This window comes from Gemella sp. GH3 (assembly GCF_013415425.1).
Taxonomy (GTDB): Bacteria; Bacillota; Bacilli; order Staphylococcales; family Gemellaceae; genus Gemelliphila.
Genome location: NZ_JACBYC010000083.1, coordinates 64,372 through 89,170, shown reverse-complemented (window position 1 = coordinate 89,170; position 24,799 = coordinate 64,372). Strand labels below are relative to the sequence as shown.

32 protein-coding genes and 3 tRNA genes are annotated in these 24,799 nt (G+C 27.1%); 29 read left to right on the top strand and 6 right to left on the bottom strand.

Annotated features, from left to right (window positions below; all coding sequences use genetic code 11):
• The 14 genes from HZY83_RS02535 to HZY83_RS02480 all read left to right on the top strand — a co-directional run.
• The coding region (locus tag HZY83_RS02535) for a DUF1430 domain-containing protein (RefSeq protein WP_218925312.1) at positions 1 to 1,307 on the top strand (1,307 nt) is incomplete at its 5' end.
• Between the two features lie 10 nt (positions 1,308 to 1,317).
• Entirely contained in the window at positions 1,318 to 1,449 is a 132-nt protein-coding gene (locus HZY83_RS08395) for a hypothetical protein (protein WP_255460136.1), read from the top strand.
• The gene (locus HZY83_RS02530) at positions 1,439 to 1,618 is read left to right on the top strand and encodes a hypothetical protein (RefSeq protein ID WP_179942506.1); all 180 of its coding nucleotides are present in this window, start codon (positions 1,439 to 1,441) and stop codon (positions 1,616 to 1,618) included. The genes HZY83_RS08395 and HZY83_RS02530 overlap by 11 nt, the downstream gene beginning before the upstream one ends.
• A 573-nt stretch (positions 1,619 to 2,191) precedes the next feature.
• Entirely contained in the window at positions 2,192 to 2,998 is an 807-nt protein-coding gene (locus HZY83_RS02525) for a Cof-type HAD-IIB family hydrolase (protein ID WP_179942505.1), read from the top strand.
• 108 nt (positions 2,999 to 3,106) lie between these two features.
• A complete protein-coding gene (locus HZY83_RS02520; RefSeq protein ID WP_179942504.1) occupies positions 3,107 to 3,523 on the top strand; it encodes a MarR family winged helix-turn-helix transcriptional regulator in 417 nt (138 codons plus the stop codon).
• Between the two features lie 9 nt (positions 3,524 to 3,532).
• A complete protein-coding gene (locus HZY83_RS02515) occupies positions 3,533 to 4,165 on the top strand; it encodes a nitroreductase family protein (RefSeq protein ID WP_179942503.1) in 633 nt (210 codons plus the stop codon).
• 22 nt (positions 4,166 to 4,187) lie between these two features.
• Positions 4,188 to 4,550, top strand: coding sequence for a DUF1304 domain-containing protein (locus HZY83_RS02510; protein WP_179942502.1), 363 nt, complete (start codon positions 4,188 to 4,190; stop codon positions 4,548 to 4,550).
• 171 nt (positions 4,551 to 4,721) lie between these two features.
• Positions 4,722 to 4,814 carry a single-stranded DNA-binding protein gene (locus tag HZY83_RS08390; RefSeq protein WP_255460135.1) on the top strand — a complete coding sequence of 31 codons (93 nt, stop codon included), beginning with the start codon at positions 4,722 to 4,724 and terminating at the stop codon, positions 4,812 to 4,814.
• A complete protein-coding gene (locus tag HZY83_RS08385; RefSeq protein WP_370520041.1) occupies positions 4,805 to 5,089 on the top strand; it encodes a single-stranded DNA-binding protein in 285 nt (94 codons plus the stop codon). The genes HZY83_RS08390 and HZY83_RS08385 overlap by 10 nt, the downstream gene beginning before the upstream one ends.
• 225 nt (positions 5,090 to 5,314) lie before the next feature.
• The gene (locus HZY83_RS02500; protein WP_179942501.1) at positions 5,315 to 5,692 is read left to right on the top strand and encodes a PBECR3 domain-containing polyvalent protein; all 378 of its coding nucleotides are present in this window, start codon (positions 5,315 to 5,317) and stop codon (positions 5,690 to 5,692) included.
• A gap of 217 nt (positions 5,693 to 5,909) precedes the next feature.
• Entirely contained in the window at positions 5,910 to 6,299 is a 390-nt protein-coding gene (gene folB, locus HZY83_RS02495; protein ID WP_179942500.1) for a dihydroneopterin aldolase, read from the top strand.
• On the top strand, positions 6,296 to 6,772 hold the full coding sequence (gene folK, locus HZY83_RS02490) for a 2-amino-4-hydroxy-6-hydroxymethyldihydropteridine diphosphokinase (protein ID WP_179942499.1): 477 nt from the start codon (positions 6,296 to 6,298) through the stop codon (positions 6,770 to 6,772). The genes folB and folK overlap by 4 nt, the downstream gene beginning before the upstream one ends.
• 14 nt (positions 6,773 to 6,786) lie before the next feature.
• The gene (gene dusB / locus HZY83_RS02485; protein WP_179942498.1) at positions 6,787 to 7,782 is read left to right on the top strand and encodes a tRNA dihydrouridine synthase DusB; all 996 of its coding nucleotides are present in this window, start codon (positions 6,787 to 6,789) and stop codon (positions 7,780 to 7,782) included.
• A gap of 347 nt (positions 7,783 to 8,129) precedes the next feature.
• Entirely contained in the window at positions 8,130 to 9,281 is a 1,152-nt protein-coding gene (locus HZY83_RS02480; RefSeq protein ID WP_179942497.1) for a pyruvate kinase, read from the top strand.
• A gap of 79 nt (positions 9,282 to 9,360) precedes the next feature.
• On the opposite strand, the gene HZY83_RS02475 is transcribed toward HZY83_RS02480, so the two are convergent.
• The 4 genes from HZY83_RS02475 to HZY83_RS02460 all read right to left on the bottom strand — a co-directional run bounded on the left by HZY83_RS02475 (position 9,361) and on the right by HZY83_RS02460 (position 14,004).
• Positions 9,361 to 10,467 (bottom strand): tyrosine-type recombinase/integrase, encoded by a 1,107-nt coding sequence (locus tag HZY83_RS02475; RefSeq protein ID WP_179942496.1) that lies wholly within the window; start codon positions 10,465 to 10,467, stop codon positions 9,361 to 9,363.
• 591 nt (positions 10,468 to 11,058) lie between these two features.
• Positions 11,059 to 11,868, bottom strand: a complete 810-nt coding sequence (locus HZY83_RS02470; RefSeq protein ID WP_179942495.1) for a type II toxin-antitoxin system PemK/MazF family toxin — start codon at positions 11,866 to 11,868, stop codon at positions 11,059 to 11,061.
• 274 nt (positions 11,869 to 12,142) lie between these two features.
• Complete coding sequence (gene add / locus HZY83_RS02465; protein WP_370520040.1) at positions 12,143 to 13,126, bottom strand: adenosine deaminase; 984 nt, start codon at positions 13,124 to 13,126, stop codon at positions 12,143 to 12,145.
• A gap of 230 nt (positions 13,127 to 13,356) precedes the next feature.
• A complete protein-coding gene (locus tag HZY83_RS02460; protein WP_179942494.1) occupies positions 13,357 to 14,004 on the bottom strand; it encodes a helix-turn-helix domain-containing protein in 648 nt (215 codons plus the stop codon).
• A gap of 166 nt (positions 14,005 to 14,170) precedes the next feature.
• Between HZY83_RS02460 and HZY83_RS02455 the strand changes: the two genes are divergently transcribed.
• From HZY83_RS02455 to HZY83_RS02405, 11 genes are all read left to right on the top strand, one after another.
• Entirely contained in the window at positions 14,171 to 14,377 is a 207-nt protein-coding gene (locus HZY83_RS02455) for a hypothetical protein (RefSeq protein WP_179942493.1), read from the top strand.
• A 151-nt stretch (positions 14,378 to 14,528) separates the two neighbouring features.
• Positions 14,529 to 14,726 carry a helix-turn-helix domain-containing protein gene (locus HZY83_RS02450; RefSeq protein ID WP_179942492.1) on the top strand — a complete coding sequence of 66 codons (198 nt, stop codon included), beginning with the start codon at positions 14,529 to 14,531 and terminating at the stop codon, positions 14,724 to 14,726.
• 90 nt (positions 14,727 to 14,816) lie between these two features.
• The gene (locus HZY83_RS02445) at positions 14,817 to 15,056 is read left to right on the top strand and encodes a hypothetical protein (protein WP_179942491.1); all 240 of its coding nucleotides are present in this window, start codon (positions 14,817 to 14,819) and stop codon (positions 15,054 to 15,056) included.
• A 4-nt stretch (positions 15,057 to 15,060) separates the two neighbouring features.
• Positions 15,061 to 15,537: a hypothetical protein gene (locus tag HZY83_RS08225; RefSeq protein WP_218925310.1), complete on the top strand. Its 477-nt coding sequence runs from the start codon at positions 15,061 to 15,063 to the stop codon at positions 15,535 to 15,537.
• 181 nt (positions 15,538 to 15,718) lie between these two features.
• The gene (locus HZY83_RS02435) at positions 15,719 to 15,997 is read left to right on the top strand and encodes a hypothetical protein (protein ID WP_218925309.1); all 279 of its coding nucleotides are present in this window, start codon (positions 15,719 to 15,721) and stop codon (positions 15,995 to 15,997) included.
• Positions 15,998 to 16,347: 350 nt separating this feature from the next.
• Positions 16,348 to 16,596, top strand: a complete 249-nt coding sequence (locus HZY83_RS02430; protein WP_179942490.1) for a hypothetical protein — start codon at positions 16,348 to 16,350, stop codon at positions 16,594 to 16,596.
• The gene (locus HZY83_RS02425; RefSeq protein WP_179942489.1) at positions 16,568 to 18,982 is read left to right on the top strand and encodes a DNA primase family protein; all 2,415 of its coding nucleotides are present in this window, start codon (positions 16,568 to 16,570) and stop codon (positions 18,980 to 18,982) included. The genes HZY83_RS02430 and HZY83_RS02425 overlap by 29 nt, the downstream gene beginning before the upstream one ends.
• Before the next feature lie 299 nt (positions 18,983 to 19,281).
• Positions 19,282 to 19,587 carry a hypothetical protein gene (locus tag HZY83_RS02420; RefSeq protein WP_179942488.1) on the top strand — a complete coding sequence of 102 codons (306 nt, stop codon included), beginning with the start codon at positions 19,282 to 19,284 and terminating at the stop codon, positions 19,585 to 19,587.
• The gene (locus tag HZY83_RS02415) at positions 19,578 to 19,937 is read left to right on the top strand and encodes a helix-turn-helix domain-containing protein (protein WP_179942487.1); all 360 of its coding nucleotides are present in this window, start codon (positions 19,578 to 19,580) and stop codon (positions 19,935 to 19,937) included. Before HZY83_RS02420 ends, HZY83_RS02415 begins: the two co-directional genes overlap by 10 nt.
• 19 nt (positions 19,938 to 19,956) lie before the next feature.
• Positions 19,957 to 20,535: a hypothetical protein gene (locus tag HZY83_RS02410; RefSeq protein ID WP_179942486.1), complete on the top strand. Its 579-nt coding sequence runs from the start codon at positions 19,957 to 19,959 to the stop codon at positions 20,533 to 20,535.
• 116 nt (positions 20,536 to 20,651) lie between these two features.
• Entirely contained in the window at positions 20,652 to 20,822 is a 171-nt protein-coding gene (locus HZY83_RS02405) for a sporulation protein Cse60 (protein ID WP_179942485.1), read from the top strand.
• A 38-nt stretch (positions 20,823 to 20,860) separates the two neighbouring features.
• On the opposite strand, the gene HZY83_RS02400 is transcribed toward HZY83_RS02405, so the two are convergent.
• Together HZY83_RS02400 and HZY83_RS02395 are read right to left on the bottom strand one after the other, a co-directional pair.
• Positions 20,861 to 21,046, bottom strand: a complete 186-nt coding sequence (locus HZY83_RS02400; protein WP_179942484.1) for a hypothetical protein — start codon at positions 21,044 to 21,046, stop codon at positions 20,861 to 20,863.
• Positions 21,046 to 21,645, bottom strand: a complete 600-nt coding sequence (locus HZY83_RS02395; RefSeq protein WP_179942483.1) for a hypothetical protein — start codon at positions 21,643 to 21,645, stop codon at positions 21,046 to 21,048. The genes HZY83_RS02400 and HZY83_RS02395 overlap by 1 nt, the downstream gene beginning before the upstream one ends.
• Positions 21,646 to 23,101: 1,456 nt before the next feature.
• Between HZY83_RS02395 and HZY83_RS02390 the strand changes: the two genes are divergently transcribed.
• From HZY83_RS02390 to obgE, 4 genes are all read left to right on the top strand, one after another.
• Positions 23,102 to 23,175 (top strand) — tRNA-Gly (locus HZY83_RS02390).
• A gap of 10 nt (positions 23,176 to 23,185) precedes the next feature.
• Positions 23,186 to 23,278 (top strand) — tRNA-Ser (locus tag HZY83_RS02385).
• Positions 23,279 to 23,289: 11 nt separating this feature from the next.
• Positions 23,290 to 23,363: transfer RNA gene (locus HZY83_RS02380), tRNA-Asn, on the top strand.
• Between the two features lie 127 nt (positions 23,364 to 23,490).
• Positions 23,491 to 24,795, top strand: a complete 1,305-nt coding sequence (gene obgE, locus HZY83_RS02375) for a GTPase ObgE (protein WP_179942482.1) — start codon at positions 23,491 to 23,493, stop codon at positions 24,793 to 24,795.
• Positions 24,796 to 24,799 lie beyond the last annotated feature (4 nt).

Genomic DNA, 24,799 nt, shown 5'->3' with positions numbered 1-24,799 from the left:
GGTATGATATAACTATAAAATCAGGTGCTAGGGTATTAGAACTCATTATGTTCTCTACTTTAATGTTCGTACTTTTTTCTACGGTAGTATTATTTATTTACTTAATATTTTTATCTTTTATATATTATGTGGATATAAAAAATATGATTAAAGGTAAAAGAAATACTCGTGGTATAAAAATTTTTAATTACGGTGCAGTTTTAATCTTTACAGTAATATTGTTGTTTTTTATGAAGAATGTTATAAATGAGCAACGTCAGTATATTAATAAAGTTAATTCGCTTGAAAAGTATAGTGTTTTGAATAATTGGTCAACTGCAATATTATACAATGAAGTAGGAGATGGTGCGAAGGAATTCGAAAAAATAGAGGAAAAACTATTTGTTTTTACTCAAAAAAATTATAATGACTTAGTAATATTTTATCCTAACTATTACTTTGCTCCTGTATATGATAATTTTAAACATGAATTTTCTAGCTTTGATAAAAAACCTGTTATAACTGTTAATGATATTTATTTCAAAAAAATTAATACTAATTTATTAGATGTAAATAATATAAAGTATAATGAAAGTATTTTGAATATAGCTTTACCGTATGGAACAGAAGATTCTAGTGATATTGAAAGTTATTATAGAGAATTTTATAAGCAAGCATTTGGTTATAAAGAGGAAGTTAAAATAAACAAAATATATTATGACAAACAAAATGTTTTTGTTGTAGCACCTTATATAAGTAAATATAGACTAGATGAAGTTGATAGCCCGATTTTTATGGTATTGACAAAAGAAAATTTATTGAAAAATACACAATCCTTACAATTATTTTCTCTATATTCGGGTGGTCAAGTATATTTAAATGAAAAAACTAATAGTGGATATAAAGAATTTTTCCCTAAGTTAGTAGAGTATGATTTAGACAAGAATATACGAAGTACAGTTAATGTCTATAAAATAATTCAAAAAGATATTCAAAATATAAAAGAGGATAGATTGTTTTACGTTATAACTTTTTCGATATTGATAGCTGTTTATTGTAATATGATATTATTTATGATAATGACATATTTGGAAGATAAGAAAAAACAGTTATTTGTTTATCATATTCTAGGATATAAATTTTTTCAAAAACATTGTGATTTTCTTATTTTGAATACGGGTGTATTAATGGCGGGAGTAATGGGATATTTATTAATGTTCAAGGAATTTAATATCTATCAATTTTTAGTTATATTAATAAATTATATATTTATGTTAGTTCTATTACATTTAAAAGAAAATAAACTTAAGAAAGTTAAATCTGATTAGGGGGAATATTATGATAAAGGTTAAAAATATCTCTAAAAAATTTGATAAGAAAAATATATTTAAAAACTTTAACTTATTAATTTCTATAGAAGATTTAGTTATTAAAAGTGGAGTATCAGAATGTAGGATTATTGCTGATTAAAATTCTTCAAAATAGTATTAAGTTAATAAAAATTGATTATGATAAATTAGAGGGAAGAAATAATGTTATTGCAAAGCATGAAATTATTACACTTACGGAGATTATGAAAAAATTATCCACAAGCAATAGAAAATACTATAGAACAATTAAATATGACATCAATGCTTAGTAAAATAATGAAATATTGTATATTTAAAGAGTTGAGGTTGTTAAATAAAGACGTAATTGAAAAATTAATAGAAGAAAGAAAAAATAAATTGTAAGAAAAACTAAAGATAGTAGAATAAAAGTTACTATATACAAAACAAAGTAGAAAATCTTGTAAAACAAAATACTAGGACAATTCAAGACCAAGAAAAATACAATAAACTAGGAAACAAATACCAAAAGTTAGAAAAAGACTACAAAGAAAACAAAAACAAGAACAAAAACAAAAGAAAAAAGATAAATAAATAAAATTATACATAGTAAAATTAAAATGACAAGACAAATTAATCACATAATTTGATGAAGAACTTTTTAACACTATAGTAGAAAAGATAATTATTCACAGAGACAAAAAAGAAATAGAAGTACACTTTAAGACAAAACAAGTCATATCGATATAGATAGGGCTTGTTTTATTTTATAGCTAATAAAGAATATTTTTGATATAATAAAATATAAGAATCGATAATAATGGGGTTTGTAGGGTATCATTAAAAGATGCACACCCCTAGTAAACTAAAAAAGGAGCTAATGTATGATTAAACTTGTTGTTACAGATATAGATGATACATTACTAAATAGCAAAGGAGAGCTTACAGAAAAAACAAGAAATACTATAAAAAAGTGCATTGATAGAGGTATAAAAGTTATATTAGCATCAGGAAGACCAGATTTTGGAATGCAACAATATGTAAAAGAATTAAATTTGGATAGTTATGATAATTACTTGTTATCTTATAACGGAGCTAAAATGACAAACCTTATGACAGGAGAAGTTATTTATGATAGGTTGCTGGAAGTAGAACGAATTAAATTTTTGATAAATAAAGCTTATGAACATAATTGTGATGTTCTAACTTATCAAGATAACAAGGTATTGACAAACAAAGCTAATCCTTATGCTGCATGGGAGGCAAATGCTCTAAAAACAAATTTAGTATTAATAAGCGATATAGAAAATAAAATTTTTGAAAAATCTGCAAAGGCAATAATACTTAGTGATCCTGATAAAGCAATAGAGATTAAAGATAAGTTGTCTTTTGAAATAGGTGATAAATATGAAGTTGCTATGTCAAAGCCATTTTTTATAGAGGTTAATGATAAAAATATTTCTAAAGGAGGAGCTTTGGAATTTTTATGCGAAAGAATGGGAATTACTAATAATGAACTTTTGGCAATAGGAGACGGTCTTAATGATTTAAGTATGATAGAATTTGCTGGATGTGGAGTTGCGATGGGTAATGCTAATCAATTATTAAAAGATAAGGCTAACTTTATTTCTTTATCAAATGATGAAGAAGGTTTTAGCTATGCAATAGAGAAATTAGTTTTAAATAAATAAATGTTGTTTTCAACATTTATTTATTTTTTTGATATATCTATTGACAATCAATAGTTATGGGAGTATAATTGACTAGTCAATTATTGATAAGTCAAATTTGGAGATAACATGAAAGCAAAAGATATTAGTAAATTAATATATAAAATAAAGATTGTAGAACAGAAATTTAAAAGGAATTTTGAGGCTAAATTTGGTGTTAGCTTGACAAGATATGAGATATTACAAGTTATATCAGAAAAAAATGAGCTAGCCCAAGGGGAGTTACAAGAATATTTACAAATAGATCAAGCAGCTATAACTAGACATTTAAAAATTCTAGAAGAAAAGAATTATGTCAAACGTATTAGAAATCCTAAAAATAATAGAGAAATTTTTGTTAGTCTAACAGACAAAGCAAAAACTGAGATGAAAGAATATGATAAAAATTGTCCAAAAATGGAAGAATTTTTTGGAAATAAATTTACTAAAGATGATGCAGAATATTTGTTGATGTTATTAGAAAAATTTGAAAAAAATATAGAATAGGAGAAAGAAATGACTATAGTTAATAATGATTTTAAAGACGTAGTTTTTGGAAGAAAATCTGTTAAAGAATTTGATCCTAACTACAAAATATCAGAAGAAGAAATGTTATCTATGTTGAATGATGCTATGACTGCTCCTTCTTCTGTTAATTTTCAGCCCTGGAGACCTGTGGTGGTAGTTAGTGAAGAGGGAAAAAATAAATTGCGTCCATTAGTTAGTTTTAATTCTAGACAAAATGATACGTCTTCAGCTATGGTGGTAATATTTGCTGATATGAATCCACAAAGTCATGGAGAGAATATTTATAGCAATGCTGTAGAAAAAGAGTATATGCCAAAAGAGGTTAAAGAGCAGATATTACCTTCAATTATAGATATGTATGATTCAATGTCTAAAGATAATATGAGAGAACTTGTAAAGGTTGATTCAAGTTTATTTGCTATGCAATTTATGCTTGTAGCTAGATCTTACGGTTATGAAACAAATGCTATAGGTGGATTTGATTACGAAAATATAGCCGAATCTTTAGGTTTAGATAAAGATCGTTATATCCCAGTAGTTATAATTGCTGTAGGAAAACCTGCAAAAGAGTCTAGAGATACTTATAGATTACCTGCAGAAGAAATTACAAAGTTTATTTAGTTTAATTGTTAAGGAGAAGAAAATGAATTTATTATCAACTATTTTAACTACATTAGTAGCATTAGAATTTTTTTATATAATGTATTTAGAAACTTTTGCGACTACTTCAGAATCTACTTCTAAAGTGTTTAATATGTCACAAGAAGAATTAAGAAGAGAGTCAACAAGTTTATTATTTAAAAATCAAGGTGTTTATAATGGCTTAATAGGGGTTGCTCTTCTTTATGGAACATATATTTCAAAAAATCCTAAAGAAATTGTCTTAACATTTTTGGTTTATATAATATTGGTTGCAGCTTACGGTGCGTTAACTGTAGATAAAAAAATCTTGTTAAAACAAGGTGGTTTAGCGATAATAGATTTATTAGTTTTATTATTTAGCTAAATCAATATAAATAATATTAAGATAGTTAATTAGTAAAATTAATATGCAAAAAAGGTATGAAAATATATTTTTCATATCTTTTTTTGGTAGAAAATAAATTTTTCGTTTTTTGTTATTTATCAATAAGAAATATATAATTAAATAAGTAATAAAAGATACGGAGGAAAGATTATGTTAAATCAGGTGATGCTAATAGGAAGGTTGGTTAAAAAGCCAGAGTTACGTGAGAGTGACAGTGGTTTGAATTATTTGAAATCTACATAGCTGTTCAGTCACATTATAAAAATAAGGAAGGAAACTATGAGGTAGAATTTATTGAATTTACAACTTTTGGAAAAACAGCACAAAATACTGCTAAATACTGTGATAAGGGTAGCCTTATTAATGTTATAGGGATGTTATCAAATAATGTTTATACTGATAAAAAAGGAGTTAATCATTATCAACTATCTATTATAGCTAACAAGGTTAATTTTTTAAGCAAAAGTAATAAAAAGGAAGAAGTAGTAGATGACGATGTTTTTACGATAGGACACTAAATTATTATTTATTAAAGAATAAGTGTTTATATAATTAATACTAAGATAAAAATACAATGCTATGTCGTTGTATTTTTTATTTTTTTGTTAAAATAAGAAATATCTTTTGGGGTAATTATTACTTGCTTAGTTAGTTGCTGGTTTAATCTGGAGTTTGAAGGTGTGGATAACGTTAGAAAATAAATAATATATAAAACATATGATATAATATTATATTATAAAGGTATGGAGCTAGTAATTAAGATAATAGGTAGTATATCTGAAGATATAAAAAGAAAACTAGGAATAAAAACAGATATAAATAATATAATAATGTCAGATGGTTTTATAAAACATTTAGAAAAAAGAAATCATCAAAATATGTATAAGTATTTAGATAATGTTTCCGATATTATAAAAAATCCTGACTATATAGGTGTAAATCCTAGAGAAAAGAGTGCTAGTTTAGAATATGTTAAGTTATATGAGGATAATGTTTTACTAGGAATTAAGATAGATATAAAAAAAGATTATTTTTATATAGCTATAATGCACGAAATTTCAAATTTAAAACTATCTCAAAGGATAAAAAATAAGAGGTTAATAAAATTTGACAAAAAGTAGATATGCATATATAATGTGTGTATAAATATATAAACATATCATTTGAGGGTAGAAAGGTTCCTACCGCACCCGAAAGGGTATCTGAGATGACGAGGTTACTGACCGTCCAAGTGATATATTACTAATATATCTTTAAAGGGCTAGGAGTATATCTTAGTCTTTTTTAATTTTGTGTGATAGAATAATAAAATAATTTAACTGTTGAGGAAATATTTTAATGAAAAATTGTATATATATTAACGGTCTGGAGCTATACGCTTATCACGGAGTGTTTAGTGAAGAAAATAAGTTAGGTCAGAGGTTTGTGTTTGATATTAGTTGCGAATTAAATTATACAGATGCTATGGTAACAGATAATTTAAATAGTAGTGTTAGCTATGCTGATATAGCTAATGTAGTTTTTGATGTAGCGACGTCTGATAAGTATAATTTACTTGAGAAGTTATCTTTTGAAATTTTGAAAAAAATTTTTGATAAATACAAAGAAATTCAAAAGATAAAATTAAAAATTAATAAGCCAAATGCTCCTATAGACAAAGTTTTTATTAGTTGCGGAACAGAGGTAGAATTTGATAGATACGAATTTTATGAGGTTTTCAAATTATGATAGTCTTAGGAATAGGAAGTAGTATTGAACCCAGAGAAGAATATTTAAGACGTGCTATAGATTTGTTATCTAAAAATAAAGAAATAACTGTAAAGAAAATAAGCAAAGTGTATAAGACATTAGCTTGGGGAGGTGTAGCACAAAATTATTTTTTAAATATTTGTGTAAGTATAACTTTTTCTGGAGAAGCGGATACTTTGTTAGACATAATTCAGGATATTGAGAATCATCTTGGACGTGTTAGAGATAAACACTGGGGAGACCGCACAATAGATATAGACATTTTATTTTTTAATAATTCAACAATAAATAATGATAGGTTGATAGTTCCTCATCCGTATATATTACAAAGAAATTTTGTTCTAGCGCCCTTAATAGATGTATGTGGAGATATATCTTTTGAAGGAAGAAAGTTAAGTGATTGGTTGAGTGATATTTCTGATAGTATTGAAATTTGTGGAAATGTATTGTAGAGAAAGGATAGAAAATGTTTAAGATTAGAGAAATAGAAATTCCAAATAAGGTAGTACTAGCACCTATGGCAGGTGTATGTAATGCTGCTTTTAGATTAACTGCAAAAGAGTTTGGAGCGGGTCTTGTTTGTGCAGAGATGGTTAGTGATAAAGCTATTTTATTTAATAATCAAAAAACTATGAATATGCTATATATTGATCCTAGAGAAAGACCACTTAGTTTGCAAATTTTTGGAGGAGAAGCTGAAACTTTGGTAGCTGCTGCTAAGTATGTTGATAAGAATACAGAAGCGGATATTATTGATATAAATATGGGTTGTCCTGTTCCAAAAATAACAAAGAGTGATTCAGGAAGTAAGTTGTTATTAGATCCTAATAAAATTTATGATGTTGTGTCTAGAGTTGTAGATGCTGTCTCTAAGCCTGTAACTGTTAAAATGAGAATTGGATGGGATGATGATCACATATACCTTTTAGAAAATGCTTTGAATTGTGAGAAAGCAGGAGCTTCAGCTATAGCAATACACGGTAGAACTAAGGTACAGATGTATAGCGGTGAGGCTAATTGGGATTATGTTAAATTAGTTAAAGAAAATTTAAAAATACCGGTAATCGGTAATGGAGATATAACTACTCCAGAAATGGCTAAAAAAAGATTAGAGGAAACAGGTTGTGATGCTGTTATGATTGGTAGAGCAGCTTTGGGTAATCCGTGGATGCTCTATAGAACAGTAAAATATTTAGAAACAGGGGAGCTGATAGGAGAGCCAACACCTCGTGAGAAAATAGACGTGTGTCTTTTGCATCTAAGAAGACTTATGGAAATTAAGCCTGAAAGAGTAGCAGTACATGAGATGAGAAAGCACGCTGCATATTATATGAAAGGTATTAAAGGTGGAGCAAAAGTTAAGGCAAAATTAAATGAACTTAATACTTACGTAGAAATGGAAAAATTATTAAATGATTATGTAGATTTTGTTGAATCTAAAGAGAAGAAAATATTAATATAAATATAATTAATAGAGGTGTATAGCATATATGCTGTACATAATAAAAAATATTTTACTAGTGATATAAAACTTAATATAAAAGAAAAATTATGAAGTATATTAACAAAAACAATATAGCGTTGTTAAGTCTATATACTTTATAATAAACATTCAAAGGCAACTGAAAAGTTGTCTTTTTTGTATTCAAATAAAAAATCTTGAAAATTATCGAATGTTACATATATTTATTGTGCTGTTTGTATTTTCAATGATGTATTTGTTTATTGCAATAAAAATAATATAAATATATAGAAAAAAACTTTTTAATATGATAAAATGAAAATGCATACAGTGTGGGAGGTTTATTCATGAAACAAAGAAAAGTAAAAATTGTAGCTACATTAGGGCAAAGTACTGATGATAAAATAGAAAATATTGTAAAGAATCAATTAGTAGATGCAGTATTGATTGATGATTATTATGGAAATAGTGAGGAAAATTGTTCGCGAATAACTGCGATTAAAAATTTAAATGAAAAGTATAAAACAAATATAGCGGTAATATATGATTTAGATCATATTTATTCTCAAAGTAAATATAAGTTGATTAAAATAGATTTTAGTAAAGTAGAATATTCTTTAGATATGAATGTAGATTTTGTTGCTTGCCCATTTGTAAGTAATATGGAAGAGATATGTAAAGTTAAACAACTTATTAATAATCAAAAAGAACATACAGGAATTATAGTTAAAATTGATTCGAAAGAAGCGTATGATAACATTAATGAAATATTGGAATGTGCAGATGCTATAATGATTAATCGTGACGAGTTAGGTATGGACTTTGATTTACAAGATTTACCAATAATTCAAAAAGAGATAATAGAAAAAGCTAATCTGGCTGGGAAACAAGTGATAATAACGACGCAAATGTTACAATCTATGGTATACAATCCTAGACCTACACGTGCAGAAGTATCTGATGTTGCCAATGCTACTATTGATGGAGTAGATGCAATTTTACTTGTAGAGGAAACGGCTACTGGATATTATGTTGAAGAGTCTTTAGAAACATTAAATAGAATAGTATGTTATATAGATAAAAATTTTGATACAGATGCAGACAAGCGTATATTAAAAAATAATGAAATGAGTATAGCTCACGCTATGAGTATGTCATCTAAATATCTTATAGAGCAAACTAAAGCAACGAATATTGTAACTTATACTAAATCGGGACAAACTGCAAAATTTATAGCAAAATATAGACCTAAAGCTGCTATTTTGGCTATTGTTCCAAATGAAGTAATAGCTAGAAAATTATCTTTAACGTGGGGAATACACTCATATATAGAGCCGAATAAATTGACTATGGAAGAAATGATAGAAAAAGCTCCTAAGTTTTCTAAAGAAAATAATATGGCTAACAAAGGAGATTATATATTAGTTACATTAGGAGGAGATTCGAGAAAAAATAATTTTGTTCCTACTGACTTTTTAACTATTAAAGAAGTAGATTAATAGAAGAATAAAAGAACCGTTGAAGTAACAGCATTTCAACGGCTTTTTTATTTAAACGTACCGAAAAAGTACCGAAATGTTATTTAATCATGTATTCAGCAAATCTATTTGCCGTCTTTTCTTGTTGTTTTTCTGTTACATGTGTATAGATATTCATAGTTGTTTTTACATCAGCATGGCCTAATCTTTCTTGTACTTCCTTTATAGAAGCTCCACTATCAAATAATAAGCTAGCATGAGTATGTCTAAAGTCATGAATAGATATTTTTTTAAGCTGTGGAAACTTTTTATATATTTTTTTAAGTTTTAAGTTAAAGTAATCATTGTATTTTTTACTAAATATTGCTTGATCTATATTAAATGTAGCTGATTTAAATCTAAATTCTTTTAATAGGTTAATTGTTCCACTATCTAAACTTATAACCCTATTAGATGTTTTAGTTTTAGTTGAATTTATACAGAATTTACCTTTTTTATCTACTGTGCAAGTTTTATTTATATCTAAATTGCAGTTTTTAAAATCAATATCTTTCCAGGTAAGAGCTAATAATTCTCCTTTTCTTGCTCCAGTATAAGCTAATAACCTAAATATAATTAGTATTTCAAGCTCGAAGTTATCTTCAACTATCTGTAGAAACTCTTTTAATTCTTGTTTATTATAAAATTTATTCTGTGAACTTACTTTCTCAATTTCATAGCGAGGTAATTTTACATATTGACCTACATTTTTATCAATGTAATTATTTTGTACTGCATAATCTAAAGCTTTTTTTAGATATATTCTTACCTTTTCATTATATCTTTTTGAATATTTTTTAGCATTGTTATTTATAAACTTTTGACAAACAGGAAGAGTTAGCTTTTTTATTTCAACATTTCCTATATTAGATTTTATAATATCTGTAATATGATTAATTACAAATAACGAACTTTCTTTTATTGTATGTCTATGCTGGTCTATCCACATATCAATCAAATCATTTAACTTTAATTTATCATCATTGAAATAGCCTTGATTATTTTCAAACGCTATTCTTTCTTTTGCGATAAATAGTTCCGCTTCTCTCTTGCTACTTAGTCCTGATTTGTTTATTCTTTTTTCTTCTCCTGTATAAGGGTTAGTACCTATATAGTGGTTACGAACTTTAAAACATTTTTTATTATTTTTAATATATTCTTGTATCATTTTATTTATCCTTTCATCTATTCCAGTAGCTTTTTAAACAAATAAAATGATTATATACCCCCACTCAAAAATGTTAAAGATTTAAAAAATTTATAGAGCGGGGGGGGGGCTATTTTCTGTGTACAATTTCCGTTTTTGAAAAATTTCCACATATAAATAACACAATGCTGTTAAATCAAGGTTTTATTATTGAAAACATAGCTTATATTATCCAAAATTACCTAAAAATACACAAAATTAGCTACTTTTTAGCTTGATTATTACCTTTTTGGTATAAATATTCATCTTAATATTAGAAGCGGATTATATGGTCTGAAAATGAGGTGTATTTGGTTATTTGCTATGAGATCATATAAAAAATACCTCTCACTTAATATGTGAAAGGCATTCTTTTCGCAAGTAGTCCCCGATAGAGATTCTACTGCTTTATTCTTACACATATTTTAATACAAATATGTTTATTTTTCAAATAATAAAAAAGACACCTATACAGGTGTCCAGTAGAGCCAGCGTATTGCTTCTCTAAAAAATGTTTCCAGTAGTACCTACAGTTTTTACTGCATTACTAATATACCTGTATTTTACCATTAATTATTTATTTTTGTCAATATCTATGCTTATTATATTTTTAACTATTTGTTGTTCTAATTTATCTATTAAATACTTTGGTAACTGAGTACGTCCTATTGGATCTAATGCGTTCAAAGGTTTCATAATCCTATATTTGGATATTGTTGTAATTGATTTTACTTTAGCATAAGTATTTTTATCAAACTTTTTATAAAATTCTATAATTTCTTCAGTCTGTTTTCGTTCTTTTTTAATCCATTTGATAAATTGTTGTGAATTTATTTTTTCTTTTTCGTTTGAGTGTCTTTTTACAAAATCATCAAGCGTTTTTTGTATATTTTCATCATCAGGATAGTATACTTTATTTTTAAGAGTTAGCGGATTATTTTCTAATGCATTTAAAGATTCAGCTAAAATAGATACATTAAAAACATCTGTTTTAACTGTTTCTATAAGTTCATTTATAAGATTTTTCCCTAAATTTATAAATAGCTTATTTTCTTTAGATGTTAGAGGAATTACTGTTAAAATTCCGTTAAGCGGATTATCTTTATTATCCATTACTATTGCAAAATGAGGATGTGAGAACTCATTACCCACCCCAATACCAAAGTCACAAAATATTATAGTGCCTTTTTTATATCTTTTGTATCTTGCCTTTTTTTCTTTATTATCCCTCCTAAGGTATTTAGCTCTGTATAATTCCGATAATGGCATTTTTTCAAATTTTTTATTTTTAGGTTTTTTGCTAATATCAATTAAAATATCTTTTGCGTCTTCTAAGTTTTTTATATTTCTTTTTTGTTGTTTTCTTATTTCTTTATAGTTCATTTTAAATTCTCCATAAAAAACAAAAATACTGTGTACATATTATACATATATACACAGTATCTGCACACCTAACAACCGTAGTAATGTTAAATGCTAATTTCCTATGTATATAATTTTAATACTTTTTTTAAAAAAATTCAATATTTTTGTTTATTTTTTTAAACATTTTTATTTATAAATTAATTTTAAATTTTATTTTTAAACTTATTTTCTCTTTGCTAGTATGTCGTCTTTTAAATGATTCTATTGTTTTAAATAGTTTTATTAAATTATTTTATTCTTCTGCTTCAATAACAGAGTCAAATTCAGTGATGATTCGTTGATATACATCTTTTTTAGTAGTTGGTGTAGCAAAAGAATGTGAAATAGCATTGATATTAACCTGTTTCATTTCACGATAATTAAAATTGATATAGTGGTTTAATATCATATATTCTTTTGTTAGACTTGTATTAGATACGGTGCGATTATCCGTATTAATTGAGCAAAGAATTCCTTTTTTCATAAAATATTTAATAGGGTACTCTTCAAATGATTTAATTGCTTGTGTTTGAATATTACTAATTGGGCACATTTCCAACAAGATATTATTGGCTAAACACATTTCTAGAGCATCAAGATTATCTTTAATTGCAACACCATGACCAATTCGAGTAGCACCTAGTTTAATTGCTTCAACGACTTCATGTGGACAACCACATTCCCCAGAATGAAGTGTAATCTGCATACCTTTTTCTTTAGCTTGTCGAACAACAGGAGCTATTTTTTGATTATTAAATGCCGCTTCATCTCCTGCAAAATCAAATCCGACAAGATGCTTATTTTCAAATTGATGTAATATTTTTAGTAATTCAAAGTTAGTTTCATTGTCATGTTGACGCATGGCACAAATAAGTAAATTCACTTTGATATCATAATCATTCATTGCTTTTTCAATAGCTTGACATACACTAGTTAATACTTGTATTACAGATAGCCCTTTTTCTAAATGTAGCAAAGGAGCAAATCTTAATTCTAAGTATCTAACATTTTCTTTTGAAATTTCTTTTATTGTTTCATAAGTAGCGTCAAATAAATTTTCAGCTGTTTGTAAAACAGGAATAATTATATCAAAACAATTTAAGTATTCTTTTAAATCTTTGCAGGTATCTTCTAAGACCGCTTTATTCATAATATCAGGATCAATACCTTCACGAATAGCTAGTTTTTTTAAAGTATGCAAAGGAACTGAACCATCTAGATGACAGTGTAAGTCCACTTTAGGCAATTTAGCAACAATATGTTTTTTCATTATATTTTGTTTATTATTTTTTCTTTTCATTTTTATTTATCCCCTTATTTGAAATTACTGCAAATTGCAGTGTTTTTAAAACTTAGCCCTAAGCTCTACCACCTTGCCGATAATAAGTTACTGGTAAGCTCTGTATGTCTTCTTTAGTGTAGAACATAGGCTCATAGGTTGTGTTGTTTGATATCAGCATTATGCCGTTATCTGTTTTCTTTAGGTATTTCAAAAATGCCGTCAATATGATTTTCTAAAAGTATAATTAACGTTTTATTTAAATTGTTAATAGTATCTTTTACTACTGTTATTTCTTCTTTTGATAATTCGCAATTAAAATCAGTTAATATATTATCTAAATATGTAATAGTCTTAAGTACATTAGTGATATTTTCATTTACATAATATTCTTTACCACTATCATGTAATTTTAAATAAGTTGAATTTTTTTCAGCATCTTCAACTCCTTTATTAAATTCTTCTACAATAGGTTGAAGTGTGTCTACTATATTATCAATATTATTTATATCTAAATGAATATTATTATTTACTATGTAATTTAATAGTGTATCAGCAAGGTAGAAATCATCATAATTATTTTTTATAAATTCATATATTGAACCGTATAGTAATTCATTTACTGTTAAATTTCCTTTTTTCGCTATTTTTTCTATCCTTGAACGATTAGGGACACTTAACCCCTTTTCCCATTTTAAAACATTACTTTTTTCTGCGTTAAACAATTTCCCGAATTCTTCCAGTGTATCTTTTCTATTATTTCTAATGTTAAATATACGTTGACCTATTTTAGTTTTATCCGCATAATATCCATTAATTTTTTTTGAGTTTTTCATATAATGTCAATCCTTATAGTTATAATCTTACATTCTAATTATACTATATAATAAAAAAAAATAAAAGAAAAAGTTGCAAAAATGTCAAAAAAGTATTGACAATATTTTTTAATTGTGTTATTCTTTTGTTGTGTCAAAAATGTCATTTTTAAAAGGAGGTGAAAGAATGACAAAATTAAATAAAATTGCTGGCTATCGTGCAAGTATCAATAAAACAAGGCCACAAATGGCAAAAATATTAAATATATCTACTACAGCATACAGAAATAAAGAAATAGGCTTGACACCTTTTAAAGATAGCGAAAAAGTATTGCTTGTTCAATTTTTCAAAGATAATGGTATAGATACAAATATAGAAGATTTATTTTTTTAAATAATAAGTGTCAAAAATGTCATTTATAGTTAAAATCTTACATGGTTATAAAATAGAAAAGATAAAATACAATGCAGTAATTGGTCTTATATCATTAAATAAGAGTTATTTAGATATTGCTAGTATATTGTAATGTATCAAAGGAGCCGATATGAAGAAGATCACATTAAAAACAGCACGAATGAATGCGAGATTAACTGTTGAAGAAGTAGCCAAAGCACTTGATATAACAGCATTGAGTATTATTAGATACGAGGAAAATACAAAAAAGACACCAATTTATATATTTCAAAAACTATGCAGATTATATAACGTATCTTTGGACGATATAAAATATGATACTCAATAACGATTTGCTATTGAGAAATAAATTTTCGGCACTTTCGTCACCTCTAAAAGGACGCAAAGAAAAAATTGCCGTTATAAAAGGAGAACTAACATGATAGAAAATTTAGATAATATAAAAGCAGAAGCGGAAGAGATACAGACTTTATTATATATTGTTTGTGAAAATTACTTTTCTAAGCAAATAGACCCGTCAAGCCTTGAGAATTTTGGCACTTATAGTCTATTAGCTAGCTATGAAGAATACACTTTACTTTCAAGTATAGCACGTGATAAAGCTAATGCTTTAGTAGAAGAAATAAACAAAATTTATAAAGAATTAAAGGAGAACTAACACAATGCAAAAAACAAACCCTAAAAAACAATTACTATTATCATTATTTAATTATTTAAAAGAAAATCCAGACGGAAATAGTTTTGATTGGTATAAACAAACTTACGATACGCAGTTTATAAGCAGTGCAGATAAGAAAAATATAAAAACTTATTTCTGTAAATGGAAAAATAAGCAGTTTATAACATTTAACAGTGAAGGTGGTGTTTATTATGATATCAAATTCACTAAACAAGGACTAGAGAGCAGGCAGATTAAAGGGATACTAAATACTATTTATATTGAAAAAGCTGAAAAAGAAGTGCAAATATATAAAATTAATGCATATCTAAATCAAGTTGAGAAAACGAGAGAAATTATCAATAATAAAACGCTAAGAGATGTTGACAGATTGAAAGCTATAGATTTGCAGCAAAAAGCACTTGCTCAAATTAAGGGAGAGTATGCTTATGAATGTTTAAAGCATATAATATTAGATTAAATTATCAAATGGAAATAAAGGAGAATAAGAAATGAAATATGTTGAAAATTTATTAATAGATCTATTAGTTATAACAGCATGGTTTTTAACATTTATCCCCGTATATCTTATATGGCTGATTATAACTTATATAGTGGCCATGCTACCAATAATACCTTAATACAGAAAGGAAATTAAGACAATGACAACACAGATACAAGTAGTTCTATCAGAAGAATATACGAAACAGTTAGAAAAACAAATAGAAAAAGTAATAGATAGGGTAATAGAAAATAAGATAGCCCAAATGAAGCCTTATAAACGCTATTTAACACGTGCTGAACTTTGCAAGTTTTTATCAATAGGACAATGTACAATGGATAAGCTAGCACAGGCAGGTCTTACATATGCAGTATTAGGTAATAGATATTTGTTTGATATTGAAGAAGTATATCGAATACTAGAAACTTTGAAAAAATAAAAAAAAGATTAGCATAATAGCCAATCCTTTTAAACACATATAAAAAATAAAAAACTATTCCAGTAGCTTTTTAAATCAATAAAATGATTATGTAAATATTATACAAAATAAATCTTATAAAATCAATATTTAAATAGGAGTACAAAGAATGAATGATAAAACTAACAAATTATTAGATATAACAATTCAATTTAAGCAAAAGAAAAAAGCTCTCTAAAAAACTAGAGAGCTACAACAAGCCCCTTATTAATTAGAGAACTAACACAATTGATAATCTAATTATAGCAGAAATTTAGATTAATTACAACTGCACCTGTGGTTTTAAATACGAAGAAAGGAGAACTTACACAATGGAGTTTGATTTGATAGTAATAGAAGAATTGCCAAAACTATCTAATGCAGAAGTTAAGGTATTACTTGAAAAAGTGAAGATCATAAATAAAAAATTTTTAATAGGTATTACTAATCAACAAGAAATTTTTGATATGTTCCTAGAAATTGAAAATACAAAAGGCCTGGAAATGGTAGGCAAAAGATTAATTGATTACTACTTAAAGAAAGGCGGTAAAAATGACAGTATATATTCAACAGGGATTTAAAAGTAATAAATTAAATATTAGAAATATAAAAAGTGATTTAATAACTGTATTAGAAACGGCAGAAGTGCAGATTGTACCTAATGACCACGATATAAAAGAATATAAAAGCACAGAAGCATTATACTTTATAAGTGGAGATATAAAACAAAATGAAGATGGCCACTATATTAGAAGTAATAACAATATGCTATATCGTGATTATGCAGTATTAGATATTGAAGATACAGGACTAAGTAATAATGAATTATTAAGTATTTTCAATAATAAACTATCAATATACAATTATGCCTATTATCCTAGTATATCTCATACAGAAGATAACCCTAGATACAGAGTTATAGTTGAACTTGATAGAAATGCTAATAAAGATGAATATACATTGGTTATATCTGAACTATATGCTTTATTAAATGTAAATGGGGATACATCAGCAAAGACTTTTTCACAACTTCAAGGACTACCTATATGTACCGCTTCTGATAGTGCTAATTATAAAGTCACTGCTGTTCGAGGTGGTAAAGGTTATCCAGTTTCTCAGATTGAAAAAACAGAAAATAATAGCACTAAATTTATCGATAACGATAATTCAAATATAGTGCTTGATGATAATGATTTTATAGACTTATTCTTTATGTATTTAGAAGTTGATAAAAACAACCTAGAGACAGATTACAATAATTCATTATCTGTTATTATATCACTTGCTAAAAGTGTTCTTTGCAATCAAATTAGCTATGAGGCTAGTTTAGAAGCTGCAGAGTTACTAGCTTATGATAACCAGGATTATAGGGTAAATAACTTAAATAAACTCAATGCAGAAATTAAAAACGGTATTGATAAAATTAGAACTAATTATGATATAATCTCACGAATGAAAGCGACTGGATATAGAGAGCTTCAATATGAAATTAATTGGAAACTAGGCCATATGCCTAAATCGGATAGAGAGCTATATTATAGACTTAATGCACTAGGTAAACAATGGAGACAAGCTAACGAGAAAATCAACGAAAAAACAGGAGAAGTAACACAACCTGTAATGGGCTTTACCTTTATAGCTGATTTCATTAGAAGAAACTGTCATATAGTATTAATAGGAGAGAATAGGGATATAGCGGCACTATACATATATAGTTACAGCAATGGTGTATATGAGCTGTCAGAAAGCAAAATAAAGCAACTCGTAAATATATTAGAGTTTAGGTACGATTTAACAAAAATTAAACGAATAGTAGAGATATTAAGGGTTAAAGCTAAGTATGTCGAAAGATTAGAAAATAGATATTTAATTGCAGTAAATAACGGTATTTTCAATTTAAAAACTAAGAAACTAGAGAAGTTAAGCCCGGACTATATAATTACATCTAAGATAGATACTAATTATAATATTAATGCTATTAATGATTATATTAATAATTATAAAAATACTTTTGATGTTGATAACTGGATCAAGTCAATAGCAGATAATGACGAAGAAATAGAGCTTCTATTATGGCAAGTAATTAATGAAAGTATTAACCCTAATCATACAAGAAGAAAGCTAGGCGTTATGTTAGGAAGCGGTAAAAATGGAAAAGGTACATTTCAGGCGTTACTTAGTAATTTAATAGGTATGAATATGATAGCTACTCTAAAACCCCCACAATTTGCTACACAGTTTCAAATATCACAATTAATCGGCAAAGTGTGTAATATAGGTGACGATATAAGCAACAGAAGACTTGATGAAATAGATGTGATAAAGTCTATCGTAAGTGGTGACCCTATAACGATAGATAGGAAAAATAAAGAGCCTATAACTGTATCATTAAAAACATTTTTATTATTTAGCGCCAATGAAATGCCAAAAACTGCCGAGAAGTCTCAAGCATTCCTGGATAGACTTTTAATAATACCATTTAATGCAGATTTTCAAGGACAAAACGAAGATAGAAGTATCAAAGATACACATATCAAAAATAAATATGTACTTGAATATGTATTATATAAAGCCCTACATTTAGAATTTGAACATTTTATTGAGCCACAAGCAGTCAAAGACGCACTCAAATTATACGCTATTGATAATGATAGTGTTATGGCTTATATATTAGAAGAATATATACCTAATGGCTATCATTTAATAAAACGAATGCCTGTAGTGTGTATGACACAATCATATAATGATTACTGCAGAGATAATAACTTGATACCACGTCAAAGGATAGGACGTGCTGCTTTTGGCTTTATTAAAAACTATTCGAAAGATAACAAACTTCCTTTTGATTATGATTATCTAAAACAAAAGCTAACTCCAGATAACAAATATGAACTTGAATCAGCAGGGTTTTGGATTGATAAATGGGAGAAAAATTCCATAGTAGTTATTGAAAAAAATGATAAATAAATTGGTTGCTCTTAAATGAAAATTTGCTCTTAATTTTGCTCTTAATTTTTCATAGGAGCAACCTATCAAATAAGATAACAACAAGGTTTTTAATTTTAATTTTGCTCTTATTCTCTTAATTTTAAAAGTTACTTTAAAAATTTTATATAAAAATATATATAAAAATAAACCTAACCTGGAAAGCTAAGAGCAACCGGCAAAGTAAGAGCAAAAATGCTGTTATATCAACGTTTTCCTAGTTGCTCCTATTAAAATAATTAAGAGCAACTAACCATAAAAATTTAAAAGGAGATACAAAAATGGACAAAATAGAATTTTTAGAGATTTCCGAAACAGGACCAGGAAATATACTTGAAAGAATGAAAATATCATCTAAAGTATTTGCAGAAAATCAACTTTGCTTATTTGCAGTAACATCACTTAACTTTCAAGATGATGATACTTTAAAAGTTAGTTATTTATTAGTAGATCATTATGTGGGAGAAGAACAAGACAGAGAACGAATTGACAAGTTAGCAGAACATAATTTAAAAATTTATAAATTATCATTAAAAGAGCTATTACCTACTTACAATATGGTTAAAAGGAGCTTATTATGGACTTAAAACAATATAGAGAAATAAACAATATAACACAAATAGATCTAGCTAATAAAATAGGTGTATCATCTAGTAGCATATCACAATACGAGCGAGGAACGATAACAGATAATGCCGTTAAAAGATTAATAGATAATTACCTCGAACAGAATACAAAGCAAGATGAAAGTATAACAATTATTAGTTCAGAATATAATAGCGAAGTACAACAATTAACATTTAATGAATATAGCGAAATAGAATTAACACAAATTAAATATATAGACTTATTAGCTAGTGAATTACTGAAAGCTAAAGATATGGATAGTAAGAAAGCTATTATTGATAGGCTTAATAAGACTATAGAAGTGTTTTAGTAATATAAGTGGGTGTAATATGAATTTTATAGCTATTAAGGATGTATTAGAATATTTTAATTATAATATAGGTATTAAGATAAACATTAACGGAATAGATACAGCAATAGAAAAGAGAGAATGGCATTTAGGTGGATATAGACATTACTTTATATGTCCTAGCTGTAATAAAAGCTGTATAAAGCTATTTGCTTATAAAGGCAAGTTATATTTATGTACAGTATGCAGTGGTAATAGAGCTAGACAGTTAAATAGAACTAAAACAGATATGTCATATTACTATAGACTAGGAATGAAAGAAGCTAGAAAAGTGGATAGTAATTTCAAGTTGAAAACTGCATATTGGGTACCCGAATTTCCTAAAATCCCACCTAGAATGAGCGTAGAAAAATATATGAAGCACTGGAGAAAGTATCATCATTATTTTGATTTGTATATTGCTTGTTTTTACAAGCATGCACGTTGTAGTTATGGTAGAAGAAAGGTACGAGAGCCACCTCAAATTGTTAGATATTTAGAACAACTATGTGAAATAAAAGACAGGAGTGTAAAATATAATGAAAACTTGTCAAATAAACTATGGGGTAACAATTTGTGACTCCATATAATAATTAGCCGCTTCTAAGTAAAAAATAGCATATAGAATGAACAAAATAAACAATCTCATACTGCGCCAAAAGTATGGGAAAATATAAAGAAAGGAGATGTAATAAAATGGAAAAAGTAAAAATCATACGTGCTTATATATGCAGTGATTTAGAAGAAAAAGTAAACAACTTTATAGCTAATGTAGATGTAATAGACTTACAATACTCAACCACGCCACTTGCAGATACTCAAACAACGGCATTGTATTCGGTTATGATCCGATATAAGGAAAAATAATATATAAAAGGGGCTATAATAAGCCCCTGTTTTTGTAGTTATTTATCGTCTTTTTTGTTAATATTATTGATGTATAAACTTAAACCTAAGTAAATAAACAATGATTTTGTAAATATTATACATAAATCTAGTGGAGATATTTTATCATTTATATATATTGCTATTACTGGATACATTATTATAATTATACTACATATAGTAATCTTAATCTTTTCTAAGTTCATTATAGTATCCATCTTTCTGATTTATAAAGTTGGGCATAATGATTAGTAGTATAAGAAGCAGATATATTTAAACTCCCTGCAGAGCCTACTCCTACACTCCCTCCACCACTTATAGAAATAGTGGCATTATTATATAAATTTCCGTTTACTTCATAATAAACAGTATAATTATTTTCTAAATTATAATAAACACTCCCTACAAATACTTTATTATTAGGTATAACACTAACATTTAAAATTTTATCTACTGAAAAATAGTTATCCCAGCCATCACCTTGACAGTATAATTTTATATAAGTACTATGTCCTATATTTCTCAAATATTCTCTATAATAGTAGGCTTTTCTGAAACTTATATTATTCTTGAATAATTCTTTTTCTGCTTCATAGTTAGAGATATTTCTGTCTTTTGCGAATGATGCAATTAATTCTTCTCTAGATAAATCTTTTACAGTATCAAATGAATTTAAATCAATTTTATCTTTTTGTATTGTTTCAGCTTTAGCAACACTGCTGCTTTGATAAATAACTCCTGAAATAGGTGTAACAACTAAACTTGTAGCTAATAAAGCACTAGCTAGTTTTAATTTTTTGTTCATATTCATTCTCCTTTAAATTTTATTTATTCTATGCATTTGCAACTACATAAAATTATTTTAAGTATATACTTAATTTATATTACACTTTAACAATAACATGGAAAACGTTTGTAATCAATAAGAAAAACAGAACAAAATTGTGAAAAACAGTTAAAATAGATAAATAAAAATATATACTAATATGTTACAACTATTAGTATTTTGTCATTTATAAGTTTACAAGATACGTAACAGGGGTATACTAAATACATAATACAATAATAAAATTACAAATAAAAAAACAGTTAAAATAAACTGTTCTAGTGACCTCATTTGAAATGATGTCATAAAACCAGGATAATAAAAAAACTATCTGCAGTTAGATAGTTTAAATATTTTATTTACTTAAAAAGCCACTGGAATATTATATTTTATAATTAATAATGTACCGAAAAAGTACCGAAACATTATATTTATATGATGATATTATAGAAATGTATTTTTATATAAAACCTAATTTAACAATGTTTATAAGCATTATAGTATATGTATTTATAGTAGAGCAGTAAAGAAGTAGATTAATAGAAGAATAAAAGAACCGTTGAAGTAACAGCATTTCAACGGCTTTTTTATTTAATTTACCAAAAGGGTACAGATATATTATATATTATAAAACTTATTTTTAGAGGGACTATAATAAGTCCATGTTTTTGTATTAGTAAAATAAGACTAATTACTTATCTTTTCTTTTTTTTATATTTTGTAACTTTGTTATGTGTATAATAAGATGTTGTTAATGATAGTATAGCTACAATAATTATAAATAATATTTTTTCCATTATTGTTTCCTAGTTAGTTCTCCTTTAAATTTTATTTATCCTATGCATTTGCAACTACATAAAATTTATAAATTTATTTTATACACTTATTAATAATATACATCTTCATCGTAGCATAGAAAACGCTTGTAAACAATATGAAAATAAAATTATATTATAAAAAACAACTTAAATAGATAAATAAAAATATATGCTAATATGTTACAACAATTAGGGTTTTATATTCAATTATTTATAATGTGGGTAATTGGTAAAATATAAAATCACACTAAAAAAGCAAAATTAAAAGTAAAAAAATTTAAAATAAACTGTTCTAGTGACCTCATTTGAAATGATGTCATAAAATCAGGATAATAAAAAAACTATTTGCAGTTAGGTAGTTTCAATATTTTATTTACTTAAAAAGTCACTGGAATATTGTATTTTATAATTAAATTATATTACAGAAACATTATATTTGTTTATATTTGTATAGTGATATTATAGAAATGTATTTTTATGGTACATTTGCCATGTTAACTTTAGAAATATTTTAGCGGTATAAATAATAGATAAAAATTTTTAAAAAAAGTATTGACATACTATTTTATTTTTAATATAATTTATTTTGTAAGAAACGTGTTAGTTAAATGTTTTAAGCGGGTGTAGTTTAGTGGTAAAACCTCAGTCTTCCAAACTGATGTTGTGAGTTCGATTCTCATCACCCGCTCCATTTTTATTAAGGAGGAATACCCAAGTCCGGCTGAAGGGATCGGTCTTGAAAACCGACAGGAGTGTAAAAGCTCGCAGGGGTTCGAATCCCCTTTCCTCCTCCATTGATCATTGATCCACAGTAGCTCAGTTGGTAGTAGCATCTGACTGTTAATCAGAGGGTCGCAGGTTCGAGTCCTGCCTGTGGAGTAAGTTTACGGTGTAATGGTTAGCCATTATACCGTTTATTTTTTTAAAATTTATATATTATGTTATAATATTAGTGATTAATTTTTAAGTTATGATGATTGGTAAATAATTTTATAGGAGTGAAGAAATGTTTATAGATGAGGTAAAAATTTATGTTCGTTCAGGAGACGGAGGAAATGGATTAGTAGCGTTTCGTCGAGAAAAATATGTTCCTAAAGGAGGTCCTGCAGGAGGGGACGGAGGAAGAGGAGCTAATGTAATTTTTAAAGTTGACGAAGGTCTTAGAACTTTTATGGATTACCGCTATCAAAAGAAATTTATAGCACCTAATGGTGAGAATGGTATGAGTAAAGGTATGCACGGAAGAAAATCTAAAGACTTATATTTAATAGTGCCACCAGGAACGGTAATTAAAGATACAGATACAGGAGAAGTTCTAGGTGATTTGACTCAACATAATCAAGAAGTGCTTATAGCTAGAGGAGGTCGCGGTGGTCGAGGTAATTGTCGCTTTGCCACACCTTCTAATCCTGCACCAGAGATTGCAGAGAACGGGGAACCTGGAGAAGAAAGAAATTTAACATTAGAGCTTAAGTTGATGGCAGATGTAGGATTGGTAGGCTTCCCTTCGGTAGGTAAATCAACTTTATTATCGATAACTTCTAAAGCAAAGCCTAAAATAGCAGAATATCACTTTACAACTTTAGTTCCTAACTTAGGAGTAGTAGAAACTAAAGATCATAAAAGTTTTGTTATGGCAGACTTGCCTGGTCTAATAGAAGGGGCGAGTCAAGGTGTAGGACTCGGGCATCAATTTTTACGCCATATCGAAAGAACTAAAGTTATAGTTCACGTTATTGATATGTCTGCAACTGATGGAAGAAATCCATATGAAGATTATAAAATAATTAATGCTGAGTTAGAAAATTATAATATGAGACTTTTGGAAAGACCACAGGTAGTCGTTGCTAACAAGATGGATATGCCAGACTCTAAAGAAAATTTAGAAAAATTCAAGAAAGATTTGAAAGAGAATGGAGAAGATATAGAAATAGTAGAAATATCTGCTTTTACTAGAGAAAATATAGATAATTTACTTTATAAAGTAAGTGATATTTTAGAAAATACAGATCCTAGTCTTCTTTATGAACTAAATGCAGAAGATGAAAATATGGAAAACAGAGTTCTTTACAAGCATAAACCTAAGGACGAAACATTTACTATTACAAGAGATGATACTGGTGCTTATGTAGTAAGTGGTGCAGGAATAGAAAGAGCATTTTTAATGACTGATTTCAATAGAGATGCATCTGTGAGAAGATTTGCTCAACAAATGCGTTCTATGGGAGTTGATGATGCTCTAAGAGCTAGAGGATGCTCTAATGGAGATACTGTAAAAATATTAAAAGGTGAATTTGAATTTGTGGAGTAAATAA

Bases quoted from the DNA above. Each gene is read 5' to 3' on its own strand.
- HZY83_RS08395 (WP_255460136.1), top strand. From the start codon at position 1,318: ATGATAAAGGTTAAAAATATCTCTAAAAAATTTGATAAGAAAAATATA.
- HZY83_RS02525 (WP_179942505.1), top strand. From the start codon at position 2,192: ATGATTAAACTTGTTGTTACAGATATAGATGATACATTACTAAATAGC.
- HZY83_RS02520 (WP_179942504.1), top strand. From the start codon at position 3,107: ATGAAAGCAAAAGATATTAGTAAATTAATATATAAAATAAAGATTGTA.
- HZY83_RS02515 (WP_179942503.1), top strand. From the start codon at position 3,533: ATGACTATAGTTAATAATGATTTTAAAGACGTAGTTTTTGGAAGAAAA.
- HZY83_RS02510 (WP_179942502.1), top strand. From the start codon at position 4,188: ATGAATTTATTATCAACTATTTTAACTACATTAGTAGCATTAGAATTT.
- HZY83_RS08390 (WP_255460135.1), top strand. From the start codon at position 4,722: ATGTTAAATCAGGTGATGCTAATAGGAAGGTTGGTTAAAAAGCCAGAG.
- HZY83_RS02500 (WP_179942501.1), top strand. From the start codon at position 5,315: ATGGAGCTAGTAATTAAGATAATAGGTAGTATATCTGAAGATATAAAA.
- folB (WP_179942500.1), top strand. From the start codon at position 5,910: ATGAAAAATTGTATATATATTAACGGTCTGGAGCTATACGCTTATCAC.
- folK (WP_179942499.1), top strand. From the start codon at position 6,296: ATGATAGTCTTAGGAATAGGAAGTAGTATTGAACCCAGAGAAGAATAT.
- dusB (WP_179942498.1), top strand. From the start codon at position 6,787: ATGTTTAAGATTAGAGAAATAGAAATTCCAAATAAGGTAGTACTAGCA.
- HZY83_RS02480 (WP_179942497.1), top strand. From the start codon at position 8,130: ATGAAACAAAGAAAAGTAAAAATTGTAGCTACATTAGGGCAAAGTACT.
- HZY83_RS02475 (WP_179942496.1), bottom strand. From the start codon at position 10,467: ATGATACAAGAATATATTAAAAATAATAAAAAATGTTTTAAAGTTCGT.
- HZY83_RS02470 (WP_179942495.1), bottom strand. From the start codon at position 11,868: ATGAACTATAAAGAAATAAGAAAACAACAAAAAAGAAATATAAAAAAC.
- HZY83_RS02460 (WP_179942494.1), bottom strand. From the start codon at position 14,004: ATGAAAAACTCAAAAAAAATTAATGGATATTATGCGGATAAAACTAAA.
- HZY83_RS02455 (WP_179942493.1), top strand. From the start codon at position 14,171: ATGACAAAATTAAATAAAATTGCTGGCTATCGTGCAAGTATCAATAAA.
- HZY83_RS02450 (WP_179942492.1), top strand. From the start codon at position 14,529: ATGAAGAAGATCACATTAAAAACAGCACGAATGAATGCGAGATTAACT.
- HZY83_RS02445 (WP_179942491.1), top strand. From the start codon at position 14,817: ATGATAGAAAATTTAGATAATATAAAAGCAGAAGCGGAAGAGATACAG.
- HZY83_RS08225 (WP_218925310.1), top strand. From the start codon at position 15,061: ATGCAAAAAACAAACCCTAAAAAACAATTACTATTATCATTATTTAAT.
- HZY83_RS02435 (WP_218925309.1), top strand. From the start codon at position 15,719: ATGACAACACAGATACAAGTAGTTCTATCAGAAGAATATACGAAACAG.
- HZY83_RS02430 (WP_179942490.1), top strand. From the start codon at position 16,348: ATGGAGTTTGATTTGATAGTAATAGAAGAATTGCCAAAACTATCTAAT.
- HZY83_RS02425 (WP_179942489.1), top strand. From the start codon at position 16,568: ATGACAGTATATATTCAACAGGGATTTAAAAGTAATAAATTAAATATT.
- HZY83_RS02420 (WP_179942488.1), top strand. From the start codon at position 19,282: ATGGACAAAATAGAATTTTTAGAGATTTCCGAAACAGGACCAGGAAAT.
- HZY83_RS02415 (WP_179942487.1), top strand. From the start codon at position 19,578: ATGGACTTAAAACAATATAGAGAAATAAACAATATAACACAAATAGAT.
- HZY83_RS02410 (WP_179942486.1), top strand. From the start codon at position 19,957: ATGAATTTTATAGCTATTAAGGATGTATTAGAATATTTTAATTATAAT.
- HZY83_RS02405 (WP_179942485.1), top strand. From the start codon at position 20,652: ATGGAAAAAGTAAAAATCATACGTGCTTATATATGCAGTGATTTAGAA.
- HZY83_RS02400 (WP_179942484.1), bottom strand. From the start codon at position 21,046: ATGAACTTAGAAAAGATTAAGATTACTATATGTAGTATAATTATAATA.
- HZY83_RS02395 (WP_179942483.1), bottom strand. From the start codon at position 21,645: ATGAACAAAAAATTAAAACTAGCTAGTGCTTTATTAGCTACAAGTTTA.
- obgE (WP_179942482.1), top strand. From the start codon at position 23,491: ATGTTTATAGATGAGGTAAAAATTTATGTTCGTTCAGGAGACGGAGGA.